A 14029-nucleotide genomic window follows, 5' to 3' on the forward strand; every position below is an offset into this window, starting at 1 on the left:
GATCTCCACCGACGAGGCCGACAGCTTGGCGACGGTCGCCGAGGTCTGGTCGGCCACGTCGACCGCGCGGGAGGCGACGGTGGACGCGGTGGTGGTGTTCTGGGCGATCTCGCGGACGCTGGCGCCCCGCTCCTCCACCGCAGCAGACACCGTCTGCACGCTCGCGGACACCTGCTCAGCAGCGGCGGCGGCCACGTTGGCCTGCGCGGAGGTCTCCTCAGCCGACGACGACAGCTGGGCGGACACCGCGGCCAGGGAGTCGACGTTGGTCGACACGCCCGTCGCCGAGCCCTGCACCTTGCGGGTCACCGTCCGCGCCACCGACCACGCCAGCGCCGCCCCGCCGAACACGGCGATGAGGGTGACGATGAGCGCGAGGGTGCGGGACTGGTCGTAGCTGGCGCTCGCCTCGTCGCTGAGCGTCCCGGCCTGCTCGCTCAGGACGTCCAGCTCGCTGCCGACCGCTTCGTTCACTTGGTCGAGCAGCACGGCGTGCTCATCGGACGAGAGCAGCGCCTCTGCGGCGGCGGAGTCACCCTCGTCCTCGAGGGACATGACCTGCTCCCACACCGAGGTCAGCTCCTGCCAGCCCTGGTCGAACGCGTCGAGGTGGACCAGCTCAGCATCGGTGGCCAAGTCCCGAATCAACGGGTAGTTCTCGGCGATGTCGCCGTAGGGGTCGTCCAGGGCTTGTCGCACCTCCGCGCGGCGGGTCTCGTCGGCACCCAGGTAGCGGCGCATCCAGATGTTGGACATGAGGACGTCGCTGCGGATCTCACCGGCGAGGACGGCTGGGACGAAGTTCGCATCGAACAGCTCGTTTGTGTCAGCGTCCATGCCGGCGGCGGTCATGGTCTGGTAGAGCGTCAGGCCGGTGAAGACGGCGATGACGATGGCGAAGGCGGACAGGAGCTGCTTCTTCAGGGTCATGGTCTTGAACATGGTGGGTTCCCCTCCCTGGGGTGTTCCGTGGGTTCTCTCAGTTCTCTGGCTGGTCTGCGCGGTCTGGCGGTCGGGTGGCTCGGGTCAGGCCGCGACCTCCGCGCCGGGACGCGTGGCGGCGTCGACGTCGAGGATGAGCAGCAGGCGCTCGGGCAGCTGGTGGACGCCGAGGATCAGCTCGCGACCGGGACCGGCGACGGTCTCGGGCGGGGCCTCGAGGTCGGCCGGGTCGACGTCGACGACGGCGCCGATCGCGTCGACCAGCAGCGCCACGGTCCCGGCCTCACGGCGGACCACGACGGTCATCGGCCGCTGACCCTCGAGGGGTGCGAGGCCCAGCCGCTGGCGCAGGTCGAGGGCGGTGACGATCTGACCGCGGAGGCTCATCAGCCCGGCGACCACCGGTGCCGCGGTCGGCACGGGGGTGAGCGCCTGGGGGCGGAGGAGCTCCTGGACGCGCTCGGCCTCGACGCCGAACAGGTGCCCGTCCAGGGAGAAGGTGCAGTACTCGATCATGGTGGTGCGGTCCCTCGTCATCGCAGGGCTCCGAGCCCGGCCTCGGTCACGAGCTGGCGGACGTCGACGACGTCGGTGACCCGCTCGGCGATCACGGCGCGGCCGACGATCGGCCCGCCGCCCGTGAGCGGCGTGAAGCCGCTCTGCGCGGTGTCGAGCACCCGCCCGATCAGCACCGCCGTCGCCGCGCCGTCGACGGTGACGATCACCGCCTCGACGTGGGGGGCGGCGGTGCGGTCGATCGGGCCCATGCCGAGGTGGAGGGCGAGGTCGACGATCCCGATGATCTCGTCGCGGTACTGGAGGACCTCCCCGCCGTCGGCGGACTCGACGTCGGCGACGGCGATGCGCTCCAGGCGGTCGACGGCGCCGAGCGGCATCGCGACCCGGCGCCCCTCGACGGGGGCGCAGACGAGCAGCAGCTCGTCCGCGGGGTCGGTCGCGCTGGTCGGCGTGGCGCCGCTGGCGCTCTGGCGAGCGGACGCCCGGTCCGCGGCGCGGCGCTGGGCGGTCACGATGCCGGCGGCGGTCGCGAGCCCGCGGACGTCGAGGATCAGGACGACCTCGCCCCCGCCCATGGTGGTGGCACCCGCGAAGTGGGTGAGACCCTTCACGTGGCCGTCGAGCGGCCGGATCACGATCTCGTGGCTGTCCGCGATCTCGTCGACGACCAGGCCGAAGGTGTGCCCCTCGGCGTCGAGGACGACGATCGACACCGCCTCGCCGCCTGAGGTGGAGCGGCCCGCTCCCGCCGGCAGGCCCAGCTGGGTGGTGAGGTCGACGAGGGGCAGCAGCTGCCCGCGGAGGCGCAGGACGGGCGCGCCGTGGACCTCCTCGATCCCGGTCGTGGCCCGCTCGCCATCCAGCCGGACGACCTCGACGAGGCTGATCTGCGGCACGGCGAACCGCTGGGGGCCGGCGCCGACCAGGAGGGCCGGGATGATGGCCATCGTGAGGGGGATGCCGAGCCGCGCGGTCGCGCCGGCGCCCGGCGTGGTCCAGCGCTCGAGGGACCCGCCGATCCCCTCCAGCGCGGCGGCCGCCGCCTGGGAGGCGTCCGAGCCGGACCGATCGGTCCCGCGGCCGTCGTCGACCACGTCGAGGTGGACCTGGCCGCCCTCGTGGTAGGCCCGGATCGACAACGTGGCGTCCGCGGGCTTGCCCGCGGAGGCGCGGGCTGCCGGCTCGTCGATCCCGTGCGCGACGACGTCGGCGACCAGGGCGGCCAGCTGGTCGCGCAGGGCCTCGAGGACGGCGCCCGCGACCTCGGTCTCGGCACCCTCCACCTCGAGCCGCACGTGGACGCCGGCGTCGGCGGCCGCGTCGGCCACCAAGGCGGCGAGGGGGGCGAGGATCGCGCCGATCGGCTGGAGGCGGGTGCGCATGACCCCGTCCTGCAGCTCGGTCGTCAGGTGGCTGATCCGCTGCGACGGGGCGGCGAGCTCGGGGGCGCCGACGCGGGCGACGGCATCGACCAGCTCGTTGCGGGAGACCACGAGCTCGCCGACCAGCGTCATCAGCTGGTCGAGGAGCCCGGCGGGGACCCGGACTGCGCCGTCGCGGTCGGGGGGCGGGGAGGACGTCGGCCGGGTCGGGTCGGGCGTCAGGGTCTGCTGGGCCAACGGGGGGTCCTGTCGGACGAGGTACGTGGAGGTGCGGCTCGTGCTCGCCGCACGGTCACGTGATCGACCTCTCCGCACGTCTCCTGAGACGTCGGATCGCCGGGCCGCTGGCACGATGACCCTCGCGGGTACGCTCCCCATGCGTAGACGCTGATTCGCAGCGATGTGCGTTCGTCGGTCGTCCAGGATCTGACTGCCCCGTCAGAACCACCCAGGGGGACTACGGGGCACCGGGACGGAGGTCCCTGACCGAGAGTCGTACGCCCCCGGACAGCGCTCACCTGGGGTGACGGTGCGTGTCAGGTCGGGCCGGGGGCCGCGTCGCAGATACCGTGGATCAGCGCGTCCCGGAGGCGGTCCGATCACACCCCCCGGTCAGGTCGCTACACGCCCGCGTAGCTGTGCAGCCCGACCACGAAGAGGTTGACCGCGTAGTAGGTCACCATCAGCGCGGTGAAGGCGATGACCCCCACCCAGGCGGCCTTCGGCCCGCGCCACCCGCGGGTCGAGCGGGCGTGGAGGTACGCCGCGTAGAGCACCCAGGTGACGAACGAGCCGGTCTCCTTGGGGTCCCAGCCCCAGTAGCGGCCCCACGCCTCCTCCGCCCAGATCGCCCCGCACATGATCCCGAACGTGATGAGGGGGAACGCGAACGCGGTCGTCCGGTACGCGAGGTTGTCCAGGCGGACCGCGGGCGGCAGGTACGGCACCGCGTACCAGACCCCGGCGCCGATCAGGGCGGCGATGCTGCCGGCCAGCATGGCGACGACGGGATCGCGCCACACCGCCAGGGCGAAGGTCAGCACGACCGCACCGGGCACGACCGGGAACAGCACCGGGCTGAGCACGTCGCGCTGGGCGGTCGGCGAGGCCTCGTCCGGCGAGCCGTCCTCCAGGTCGTCGCCGACGACCCGTCCCTCCACCGCGGTGTCCCCGCCGACCTCCGCGCCGGTCAGCTGCGCCGCGCCGACGGTCGACCCGCCGAAGGTCGTGGTCCGGGTCACCTTCCGCTCCGCGTGGTCCTTGACCAGGTACAGCGCGGTCGCGACGAAGGCGACGATGAACACCGAGGAGGAGAACATCATCGCGCTGACGTGGATCTGCAGCCAGTACGACTCGAGCGCGGGGACCAACGGACCGGCGTCGGTGAACAGCAGCAGCGACGTCACCATCATCAGCAGGGCCCCGGCGACGACGAAGCCCAGCAGGTGGGCGTAGCGGCGCCGGACGACGAACAGGCCCGCCCCGACGGCCAGCAGGGCGATGCCCGAGCCGTACTCGTACATGTTCCCCCACGGCACCCGCCCGGCCGCCAGCGCGCGGCTGACGACGCTCACCAGGTGCACGCCGAACCCGAGCCACAGCAGGCCGAGACCGAGCTGGCCGACGCGCGTGCCAGCGACCGTCGACGCCTGCACCCCCTCCGCCGACACCTTCGTGAACGCCAGCCGGAAGAACGACGCGATCATCGCGGCCAGGTACAGGCCGAACGCGACGTGGAACGTCGTGGTGGAGAGGGATGCGAGGGCGGTGTCGGTCACCTCTGGCTCCTGGCGGTGGGGTGCAGGACGTCGCCGACCCGCTCGGTCAGCGACTCGAACTCGTCGTCGAACCGGGCCTTGCGGTGCAGGGCGACCCCGGCCATGAGGACGTGGTCGTCGTGGACCTCGACCCACAGCCGGCGCCGGTAGGCGTACAGCGAGGGTACCAACCCCATGAGCGTCAGCGACGCGGCGGTCAGGAGCAGCCAGCGGAACGGCTGGTGGCTGACCTGCAGGCCCGTCCACATCGGCAGCTCGGGGTCGACGCTGATGGTGAACAGCCCGCCGGCGAGTCCCACCTCCTCGCCCGGGACGACCATCGCCTGGTCGACGACGTCGTCCTGGCTCCACTCGAGCTGGCTGATCGGCACGGTCCGGTCGAGTCCCAGGTCGTCGCCGGAGTACAGCACGACCAGCAGCCGCGGGTCGTTCGGCTCTGGGCTCTCGTTCACGAACTGCCCGTCGTCGGTGATCCGCGCGTCGGGGATGAAGATGACCTCCATCGCGATCTGCGGCAGGGGCCGGTCCGGGTCGCGGGAGCCCTGGGTGATCTTGTCCCGCCCGGTCCACCAGCCGTTCGGGCCGGTCCGGAGGATGAGGTCGTCGGCGTACAGCTCGCTGCCGTCGAGGCCGCTGCGGAGCGTGATGGACGGGGCGAAGCCGAAGGCCCGCTGGTAGTAGGTCAGGCCGCCGAAGTGGGCCGGGTGGTTGACGCGGATGACGTCCGACCGGGTCTCGCCGGTGGCGGGGTCGGTGAAGGTGACGTCGGAGACGAACTCGTCCGGGGTGAAGGCGTCGTCCCCGTCGAGGTAGGTCACCTCGAAGTCGTCGATCGTGGTGAGGTGCCCGCGGTGGTCCTCGGTGCCCCACAGCTGCCCGGCGGTCTGGGACTGGTAGCCGAGCGGCGTGTCGGCGAACGTCTGCCCCTCGACGATGTCGATCTGGCCGGTGAAGCTGAACGCGGACCCGAGGACCACGCCGATCAGCAGCAGGTAGAAGCTGGTGTGGAAGACGAGGGACCCGGCCTCGCGCCAGTGCCCCCGCTCGACCGCCAGCTGCGCCGCCCCACCGGGCGAGGTCAGCCGGCGGGTCCGGTAGGTCCGGAACGTCCGCTGCACCCGGTCGAGCACCTCGTCGTCGGACAGCCCGGCCGGCCGGTCCCAGCGGGCCTGGTGGGACAGCCGGGTCAGGTTCGTCCCGCGCGCGGCGGGGCGGCGGACGTTGCGGGCGAAGGTCCGCCAGCGCGGCACCAGGCAGCCGGTCAGGCTGACGAACAGCAGGACGGTGATCGCCGCGAACCACCACGACCCGAACACGTCGAACAGGCCGAGCGCGTCGAAGACCGCGGCGACCTCCTCGCCGGGTCCCATCGTGCCGTCCCGCCACTCCCGGACCGTCGAGCCGATCACGGGCTCCTGCGGGATGAACGTCGCGATCAGGGTGGCGACCGCCAGCGCGAACAGCAGCACCAGTGCCGTCGACATCCGCCGCAGGCGGCGCCACGCGAGGCCGAGGGTCTCGATCGGCCCGGGGATCAGCGGCACCCGTGGACCGGGGCGACCCGGGCGCGGCGCGGACCCCGGCTCGTCGGCCGAGACCTCGGGAGGGGCGGTGTCGGTCATGACGCCCGGCCCAGTATGACCCGGCGGGCGGTGGCTGCTCCCGCCGTCGCGCACGGAGCCGCTAGATCGGCGGTTCGAAGCCGGTGATCAGCGGGCGCAGGAGCTCGATGAACCGCCCCCACAGGCCGGTGGCGATGGCGATGCCGACGAGGGTGAGGAGCCCCCCTCCGGCGATCTGCAGGGTCGCGGCGTGGCGGCGCAGCAGCGTGAGGACCCGCCCGAGCCGGTTGAACAGCAACCCGAAGGCGAGGAACGGGAGGCCCAGGCCGAGGGCGTAGACGAACGCGAGCGCCGCGCCGCGCACCGACGACCCCCCGCCCTGGCTGACCGACAGGGTCAGGATCGCCGCCAGGGCCGGGCCGATGCAGGGCGTCCAGCCGACGCCGAAGACGAAGCCGAGGGGCAGGGCGCCGAGGACACCCTTGTCGATCGCGTTGTCGGTAATCCGCGCCTCGCGCTTCAGGAAGTCGAAGGGCAGCAGGCCGGTGAACGCCAACCCGAGGAAGGTGACCAGCAGGCCGAGGGCGATCTGCCACGGCCGGCTCTCGAGCGTCCGGGACAGGCTGCCGGCGGTCAGCCCGAGGAGGGTGAAGGGGATCGCGAAGCCGAGGGTGAACAGCAGGCCGCCGCTGAGGACGCGGGCGCGCGCGCCGGCGCCAGCACCGCCCTCGCGCAGGTCGGCACCTGACAGCCCGGTCATGTACGCGAGGTAGCCGGGCACGAGCGGGACGACGCAGGGGCTCGCGAAGGATACCAGGCCGGCGACGAAGGCGACGCCGAGCGCGACGATCAGGTTCGCGTTGACGATCGCGTCCTGGGCGCTCGCGCCCAACTCGCTGATCGCCTGTGCCAGGACGGGGTCCACGGTGCTCCTCGGATCGGCTACGCGTCGGCGATCAGCTCGGCCAGGTAGGGCTCGAGCTGGGGGCGGGAGACCGCACCGAGCAGGCGGACCGCGATCCCGCCGTCCGCGTCGACGAGGATCGTCGAGGGCAGCGCCTCGGGCGCGATGCCGCCGAACTGCGCGGCGATCGCCGCGCCCGGGTCGAAGAACGACGGGTAGTCGACGCCCTGGTCGCGCTCGAAGGACCGGGCGTTGGTGCGGCTGTCCTGGGTGTTGACCCCGATGACGGACACCTGGCCGTCGTAGGCGTCGGCGACGTCGACCAGCTCGGGCACCTCAGCCGCGCAGGGCCCGCACCACGACGCCCAGAAGTTGACCAGGACCGGGGTGCCGGTCAGGTCGGCCAGGCACAGCTCGTCGCCCTCGAGCGTCTCACCGCAGACGTCGGGAGCGGGCTGGCGCTCCGCGACGTCGACCAGCGGCACGGTCTCGATGTTGATCGCCCCGCCGCCGGGGCTGTTCTCGGCCACGCCGAGCGTGCAACCAGCCAGCAGGGCGAGGGCGGCGGCGGCGAGGAGGAGGCGGTGGTGGGTGGACGCGCGGGTCACACGCCCACGGTAGCCCGCTCCTCGGTCGCGACGTCCTCGGCGGCGGCCTCGGCGGCCTCCCGCCGCTCCCGCTGCTCGTCGCGGGCCAGGAGCAGGGTGTGCAGGACGAACAGGACGAACATGATCCCGGTCATCAGGAGGGATGGGAAGTACGGCGCGCCGGCGTCGTAGAAGCCGAACAGCGTGTACTCGGTGCGGGCGACCGCACCGGGGGCGTCGGACTCCCCGGCCGGGACCGGGTCGCCGACCTCGAGGCCGGCGCAGTTCGGCGGCAGCACCTGCTCGGGTGCCTCCTCGTCCTCGGGGGCCTCGGGGTCGTCGATCAGCTCGCAGGTGTTGACGAGCGTGATGCCGATCATGGGGCGGCCGTTGCTCGCCTCGGCGTAGAGGGTCTCGCCCTCCTGCACCTCGGTGCCGGTCAGGACGTTCGTGTAGGCCTCGTCGACGTCGGCCAGCCCGGCGAAGAACGAGGAGATGTTCTCCGCGCCGGTCTGGGCGGTGTCGGTGAAGCCCTCGGGCACCGGCCCCCAATCGCCGTCGGGGAAGTCCGCGACCGCGGCGTAGGGCGTCCCCTCCTCGGTCGCCAGGGCGGAGTCGGGGGCGAACGCCACCCACACCGGCTGGTACTCGTCGAGCTCCTGGCCGGGCAGGTTCTGCGGGCCGGTGTTCGGCGGGGTGCCGGGGGCGCCGAAGGTCCAGAACAGGCTCAGGAGGAACCCGAACCCCCACAGGCACGAGGACATGACCAGGTATCCGCGGCGGGTGCCGAGGTTGGACCGGAGCAGCATGTAGACGGTGCCGACGAAGATGACGATCCCCAGCGGGACGGCCAGCTGGGACCACGGGTTCGACGTCGGGATGCCACCCTCGGTGGCGAGGATCAGCGCAGCGGTGCTCACGTCCTAGACCTCCGTGGTGTCATCGGTCGGGTCAGCGGTCGGCTCGTCGTCCGGCGCCTCGCCGCCGTCGGCCTCGCTGCCGCCGGTGGGCTCGGCCGGCTCGCCGACGTTGGGGGTCTGGTACTGCCCGGCGTCCTCGGGGAGGGAGTCGGGCTGGGCGGCGTTCAGGTACTCGACGATCCGGTTGAGCGACTCGTCGTCGTAGCGGGTGTCGGGGTACATGTACCCCTCCTGCCACGGCGGCATCGACATCCCGCCGCCGGTGATCGAGATGCCGTTCTGCAGGATGCCGAGGATCGTCTCGTCGCTGTGGCGCTCGGTGACCCCGATCAGGGACGGGCCGACGATCCCCTCGAGCTGCGCGCCGTGGCAGCGGGCGCAGTTCTGCAGGTAGAGCTCCTCGCCGGAGGCCTGCTGCCCCTCGGCGTTCACCGCAGCGGTCGCCTCGGCGGCCTCACCGGTCTGGTTCGCGAGGATCCAGTCGGTGATCGCGTCGATCTGGAAGTCGGTCATCGGCCCGCCGTACGCAGCGCCCCAGGTCGGCATGGGCGTGCCGGGCCGGCCCCGGTGCAGGGTCTCCTCGATGTACTCCCGGATGTCGACCACGATGCGGCTCTCGGCGTAGCGCGCGGAGATGTTCAACAGGTTGGGCGCCGGCCAGGAGTCCGAGCCGTAGGGGGACACCGCCGCACCGCCGCTGCCGTCGGCCCCGTGGCACTCCGCGCAGTTCGCGACGTACAGCTCCTCGCCTGTGGTGAAGCTGCGGCTGAACAGCCCCTCCTGCTTGTCCTGGGCCCGGGTGGGCTCCCGCAGCCAGTAGACCGGCAGGAACACCGCGAAGAAGAGGACCAGTACGAGACCCCAGGCCAGCATCCGCTCGAGGTGGTTGCCCTCGAGCTCCTCGTCGGCGGGCGCGGGGCGCATGGCCGGGGGGATCGAGCTCGACAGCTTCCGCCTGGCGTTGCTGCTCGCCAACAGCAGGACGAGGGTGATCGCGGCGCCGACCGCCAGGATCACGATCGCGATGGTGATGGTGCTCACGGTGTGGGTTGACCTTCGTGTCGGGGTGGCTCAGCCGGGTCGGGTGGCGCAGCCATGTCGGGTGGCCGTGTCGGGGTGGCCCAGCGGGCCCTAGTTGCAGTTGGGCCCGGCGGCGGGCTCGCCCAGGACGCCGGCGGTGCGGGCGGGACCGGTGATGACCGTCGCGGTGTCGACGAACACGTTGCCGTTCTCGAGCGTGACCGGGAAGCGGTCCAGGCCGCGGGGTGCGGGGCCGAACTCGTACTCGCCCCAGCGGTTGTACCGCGAGCCGTGGCACGGGCACTCGAACCACCGGGAGCTGTCGCACCACGGCACCCGGCACCCCAGGTGGACGCACTTCTGGTAGATCGCCATCACCGACGCGTCGCCCGTGATGTCCGCGTACTGCCCGTCGGGGTCCTTCGCGGCGTCGTAGCGGACCATGTAGAGGCGCCCGGACGGGAACTCGAAGCGTCCGCCGCCGTCGTCGATGCTGGCGAGGACGTCGGCCTCGGGGCCGAGGTCGATGGCCGCGCCGAACGCGCCGGCGCCGAGGCGCGGCCACAGGAAGCCGATGCTGGCGGCGCCGAACGCGCCGAGGACGCCGCCGGTGCCGAGGAAGATCCCGGTGCGCAGGAACGAGCGGCGGTCCGGACCGGTCGGCTTCTTCCGCTTCGGGCGCTTCGGCGCGGGGGCCGAGCCGCCCGCGGTGCCACCGGCGGGCTTGGCCGCCGTCGCGGTGCCCTGTGCGGCGGCCGCCATCAGGGTCGCGCCGATGCCGCAGTCCGGGTCGGCGAGGCCCGGGGTCACCGCGCGACGGCGCGGCGGCATCGCCTGCAGGTCCGCGGCGACGGACTCGAGGATCGGGCGGAACCACCAGGCCGCCACGGCGAGCAGCCCGGCGGTGGTGGCGAGGAGGACGATCAGGGGACTCATGTGGTGCTCCCTCCGGTCAGATCTCGAAGAAGAGGCCGTCGACCCACGGCCAGACCCAGTTGAAGCCCGGGCCGCGGAAGAACGACCCGACCAGGGTCAGGATCGCCGAGCCCAGCAGGAACATGGAGAACATGACGTAGGCGTACTTGCGGTTCTCCGGCTTCACCGACGGGTTCTTGTCGATGTAGGGGACGGCCATCAGGCCGACGAGGCCGACGATCCCCGGGATGGTCACGCCCGCGATCATCGGGTGGAAGTAGCGCAGGAGCTCCTGCAGGCCGAGGAAGTACCAGGGCGCCTTCGAGGGGTTCGGGGTCTGGTTCGGGTTGGCCAGCTCGCGCAGGGGGAACGCGGGGGTGATCGACAGCAGGACGATCACGGCGGTGATCGCGAGCAGGGCGATCAGCTCGGACGCGAGCAGGTGGGGCCAGGTGTAGACCTTGTCCTCCTGCTTCCCGCGGATCTGCTGGATGCCGCTCGGCGGGACCATCGCCAGCAGGCGGTGGGTGTGCTTCTGGCCGGCCAGCTTCGCCTCGGGCTGCTGGAGGTCCGCGACGTTGCCCTGGCGCCGCTTCAGCGCCTCGGCGACGCGCTTCTGGCGCTCCTCGGCGGACATCATCCCACCCGCCTCCGGGGCGTCTGCGACCGCGGTCGCCGCACCGCCACCGCCCGCGCCGGCACCGCCGGCGGCCTCGGCCTTCGCCTTCTGCTCCTCGAAGGACTTGGGTCCGAGCTCGGCGCCCGCGGCCTTCTTCTTCGCGCGCACGGCGGCGGCCTTCGCCTTGGCGCGCGCGATCCGCTCGCTCTTGCCCTCGGCGATGAGTTGGTCGTAGACCTCCTGGTCGATCTCGACGTTCTCTGCCATGTCGTGGCCTCCTGGGGTGGGGCGTGCGGGGTGGTGGTCGGGGTGGGGGACGGGACCTACAGCGGCCCGGAGATCCCACCGTCCTTGCGGATCCGCCAGAAGTGGACGGCCAGGAACAGGGTGGTGACGAACGGCAGGGCGAGGACGTGCAGCACGTACCAGCGCAGCAGCGTCTCGGGTCCGATCTCGACGCCGCCGAGCAGCACGAACTGCACCTGTTGGCCGAACACCGGTGTGAACCCGGCCATCTGCGTGCCGACGGCCACGGCCCAGATCGCGAGCTGGTCCCACGGGAGCAGGTAGCCGGTGAAGGCCAGCAGCAGGGTGAGGAGCAGCAGCACGACGCCGACGACCCAGTTGAACTCGCGCGGCGGCTTGTAGGCGCCGTGGTAGAAGACCCGCGCCATGTGGAGGAACACGGTCAGCACCATCAGGTGCGCGGCCCACCGGTGCATGTTGCGGACGAGGTCGCCGAACTGCACCCCGGAGATGATCCGCTGCATGTCGGCGTAGGCGAGCTCCTGCCCCGCACCCGCCGCCGGCCGGTAGAAGAACATCAAGAAGATGCCGGTGATCGTCAGCAGGATGAACAGGAAGAAGCTGAGGCCGCCCAGGCAGTAGGTGTAGGTCAGCTTCAGGCCGTGCCGCTTCACCTTCACCGGGTGGAGGTGGTACAGCACGTTGTTCATGGCCGCGAGGGCGCGGTCCCGCGACGTGTCGCGGTAGCCCTTCCGGTAGATGGACCCCGGCCGGAAGATCGACTTCCAGACCACGTTGTCCTGGACGGCCTTCTTCAGCTCGTCAGGCTTCGGCGGGGAGGGGATTCGTGCCACGGGTTGGTGTCCTCTTGTCGGTCAGCTCTGGACGCGGCCCAGCCACAGGGCGTCGGAGGGGCACCGCTCCACGCAGATCGCGCAGCGCGTGCACTCGTTGTCGTCGATGATGAAGGTCGCGGAGGCGGACTGCGCGAGGGTCAGCACCTCGGGGTTCTCGGCGTCGGTGATGATGTCCGGCGCGAGCATCCAGATGCACTCCCACGGGCACACGTCCTCGCAGGCGCGGCACAGGATGCACAGCTCTGGGGTCAGCCCGATGTGGCGCTTCGGCTTGACCCGCTCCTGCAGCCAGGAGGGATCGACGGTCTCGATCCGGTAGTCGTCGTAGATCTCCGGGTGGAGACCCTGGTCGGTCAGGCCCATCTAGATCCACATCCTCGTCGTCACTTGTAGCCGCCGGACTGCTCGCGAGCCTCTTCGCCCTCGGCGAGCGTGCGGGGGTAGCGCTTCTGGATCCACAGCGCGGCCGCGCCGAAGGCGACCATGGCGACCATCGTCTCGACCATCACGATCGAGTCGCGGAACACCTGGTAGAAGTTGCCCATCACCACGAAGTCGCCGATGACGATCTGGGACGGGATGACCTGGTCGGTGAGCAGCTCGGACTGCCCGTCCAGGAAGTAGATCCAGGCCGACGGGAGGATCCCGAAGGCCCACAGGGTGGCGACCATCGAGGCGCACCCGCCCATGATCGCCGCGACCCAGCCGTGGGAGTCCCTGAGGCGCACCGCGGCCAGGCAGAACCCGGCCACGAGGGCGACGCTGCCGAGGGTCACCGCCAGCCCCGCGAACCCGCGCCCGAAGTCCCACAGGGCGACGAAGGTGTCGGGGATCGTGGTGAAGAACTCGCTGATCACGTGGGCTGGCCTTCCTCGACAGGTCGGTTCACGTCGATGTCGGGCGGTCGGCGCGCTGGTGACCTCGTCGGGTCACCGGACAGCTCGACGGCCCAGGGTGGCCGATCGTACTGGGGCGTCACGGACAGGGCCAACCCGGTCCCCCGCCAGCGGCGGGCCCGCTCGGGGCATCTTCGCCACCGAGGTTGCCCGGCGGGCCCCCGCTACCCGGCGTCGGGGACCTCGACCGCGACGTCGAGGTGGGTGTCGAGGAGCTCGACCATCTGCGCGACCGACAGGGGGCCGGTCTGGCGGTACGCCACCGTGCCGTCGGGCTCGACGAACAAGGTCGTGGGCATGCCGAAGCTGCCGGTCGCCGTGAAGTACTCGCCCAGCCGGTCGACCGCGAGGTCGTAGGTGATCCCGAGCTCGGAGACGAACGGCTCGGCGTTGATCGCCGCGTCCTGGGTGTTGATGCCGACCAGGCGGAAGGCGTCGCCGCCGGCGTCGTGGACGGCCTGGAAGTCGGGCATCTCGGCGACGCAGGGACCACACCAGGTCGCCCAGAAGTTGAGGACGAGCGGCTCGCCCCCCAGCAGGTCGGCGATCGCGACGGGGTCGCCGTCCCCGAACGCCTCGAGCTCGGCGGCGGGTAGGCACGAGACCGCGTCCGTCGGCGCGATGGCGGCGTCCCCCTGGGGCTCCACCGCCGCGGCCGCCGCGCCGTCGGGGGTGTCCGCGGTGCCGGCGGCGTCGCAGTCGACCGCCGGCGTCCCCCCGAGCAGGCCGGTGCTCGCGCCCACGGCCACGACGCCCGCGATGACGGCGACGACGACCAGGCCCAGCAGCGCGGTGCGCGCGGCCGAGCCCCTCCCCTCCCCCGCCGGGTCGTGGTCGGCGTGGGGGTCCGGGTCGGCGTGGGGGTCCGGGTCGGCGTGGGGG

Annotated in this window: 15 protein-coding genes; all 15 read right to left on the minus strand. The window is 72.1% G+C overall.

The window, feature by feature from the left end; genetic code table 11:
- The coding region (locus ACEQ2X_RS23210; RefSeq protein WP_370328266.1) for an MCP four helix bundle domain-containing protein at positions 1-942 on the minus strand (942 nt) is incomplete at its 3' end.
- An 84-nt stretch (positions 943-1026) separates the two neighbouring features.
- Complete coding sequence (locus tag ACEQ2X_RS23215) at positions 1027-1479, minus strand: chemotaxis protein CheW (protein WP_370328267.1); 453 nt, start codon at positions 1477-1479, stop codon at positions 1027-1029.
- On the minus strand, positions 1476-3080 hold the full coding sequence (locus tag ACEQ2X_RS23220) for a chemotaxis protein CheW (RefSeq protein WP_370328268.1): 1605 nt from the start codon (positions 3078-3080) through the stop codon (positions 1476-1478). Before ACEQ2X_RS23220 ends, ACEQ2X_RS23215 begins: the two co-directional genes overlap by 4 nt.
- Positions 3081-3463: 383 nt before the next feature.
- Positions 3464-4621, minus strand: coding sequence for a c-type cytochrome biogenesis protein CcsB (gene ccsB / locus ACEQ2X_RS23225; protein WP_370328269.1), 1158 nt, complete (start codon positions 4619-4621; stop codon positions 3464-3466).
- Positions 4618-6243, minus strand: a complete 1626-nt coding sequence (locus tag ACEQ2X_RS23230; RefSeq protein WP_370328270.1) for a cytochrome c biogenesis protein ResB — start codon at positions 6241-6243, stop codon at positions 4618-4620. Before ACEQ2X_RS23230 ends, ccsB begins: the two co-directional genes overlap by 4 nt.
- A 61-nt stretch (positions 6244-6304) precedes the next feature.
- Positions 6305-7108, minus strand: coding sequence for a cytochrome c biogenesis CcdA family protein (locus ACEQ2X_RS23235; RefSeq protein WP_370328271.1), 804 nt, complete (start codon positions 7106-7108; stop codon positions 6305-6307).
- Positions 7109-7125: 17 nt separating this feature from the next.
- The gene (locus ACEQ2X_RS23240; protein ID WP_370328272.1) at positions 7126-7695 is read right to left on the minus strand and encodes a TlpA family protein disulfide reductase; all 570 of its coding nucleotides are present in this window, start codon (positions 7693-7695) and stop codon (positions 7126-7128) included.
- Positions 7692-8594, minus strand: coding sequence for a hypothetical protein (locus tag ACEQ2X_RS23245; protein ID WP_370328273.1), 903 nt, complete (start codon positions 8592-8594; stop codon positions 7692-7694). Before ACEQ2X_RS23245 ends, ACEQ2X_RS23240 begins: the two co-directional genes overlap by 4 nt.
- A 3-nt stretch (positions 8595-8597) precedes the next feature.
- On the minus strand, positions 8598-9635 hold the full coding sequence (locus ACEQ2X_RS23250) for a cytochrome c (protein WP_370328274.1): 1038 nt from the start codon (positions 9633-9635) through the stop codon (positions 8598-8600).
- A gap of 90 nt (positions 9636-9725) precedes the next feature.
- Positions 9726-10550, minus strand: a complete 825-nt coding sequence (locus ACEQ2X_RS23255) for a ubiquinol-cytochrome c reductase iron-sulfur subunit (RefSeq protein ID WP_370328275.1) — start codon at positions 10548-10550, stop codon at positions 9726-9728.
- Positions 10551-10566: 16 nt separating this feature from the next.
- Positions 10567-11415, minus strand: a complete 849-nt coding sequence (locus ACEQ2X_RS23260; protein ID WP_370328276.1) for a menaquinol-cytochrome c reductase cytochrome b subunit — start codon at positions 11413-11415, stop codon at positions 10567-10569.
- Between the two features lie 56 nt (positions 11416-11471).
- Positions 11472-12239 carry a selenite/tellurite reduction operon b-type cytochrome ExtP gene (gene extP, locus ACEQ2X_RS23265; protein ID WP_370328280.1) on the minus strand — a complete coding sequence of 256 codons (768 nt, stop codon included), beginning with the start codon at positions 12237-12239 and terminating at the stop codon, positions 11472-11474.
- Positions 12240-12269: 30 nt separating this feature from the next.
- Positions 12270-12614: an NADH-quinone oxidoreductase subunit I gene (locus tag ACEQ2X_RS23270; protein WP_370328277.1), complete on the minus strand. Its 345-nt coding sequence runs from the start codon at positions 12612-12614 to the stop codon at positions 12270-12272.
- Positions 12615-12634: 20 nt separating this feature from the next.
- Positions 12635-13108 carry a hypothetical protein gene (locus ACEQ2X_RS23275; RefSeq protein WP_370328278.1) on the minus strand — a complete coding sequence of 158 codons (474 nt, stop codon included), beginning with the start codon at positions 13106-13108 and terminating at the stop codon, positions 12635-12637.
- A 203-nt stretch (positions 13109-13311) separates the two neighbouring features.
- Positions 13312-14029: TlpA family protein disulfide reductase (locus tag ACEQ2X_RS23280; protein ID WP_370328279.1), on the minus strand; the 718-nt coding region annotated here is incomplete at its 5' end.

It is taken from the genome of Euzebya sp., from assembly GCF_964222135.1.
Lineage (GTDB): Bacteria > Actinomycetota > Nitriliruptoria > Euzebyales > Euzebyaceae > Euzebya.

What these genes read in the sequence shown, in the direction of transcription:
- ACEQ2X_RS23215 (WP_370328267.1), bottom strand. Translation starts at nt 1,479, where the DNA reads ATGACGAGGGACCGCACCACCATGATCGAGTACTGCACCTTCTCCCTG.
- ACEQ2X_RS23230 (WP_370328270.1), bottom strand. Translation starts at nt 6,243, where the DNA reads ATGACCGACACCGCCCCTCCCGAGGTCTCGGCCGACGAGCCGGGGTCC.
- ACEQ2X_RS23255 (WP_370328275.1), bottom strand. Translation starts at nt 10,550, where the DNA reads ATGAGTCCCCTGATCGTCCTCCTCGCCACCACCGCCGGGCTGCTCGCC.
- ACEQ2X_RS23260 (WP_370328276.1), bottom strand. Translation starts at nt 11,415, where the DNA reads ATGGCAGAGAACGTCGAGATCGACCAGGAGGTCTACGACCAACTCATC.
- ACEQ2X_RS23270 (WP_370328277.1), bottom strand. Translation starts at nt 12,614, where the DNA reads ATGGGCCTGACCGACCAGGGTCTCCACCCGGAGATCTACGACGACTAC.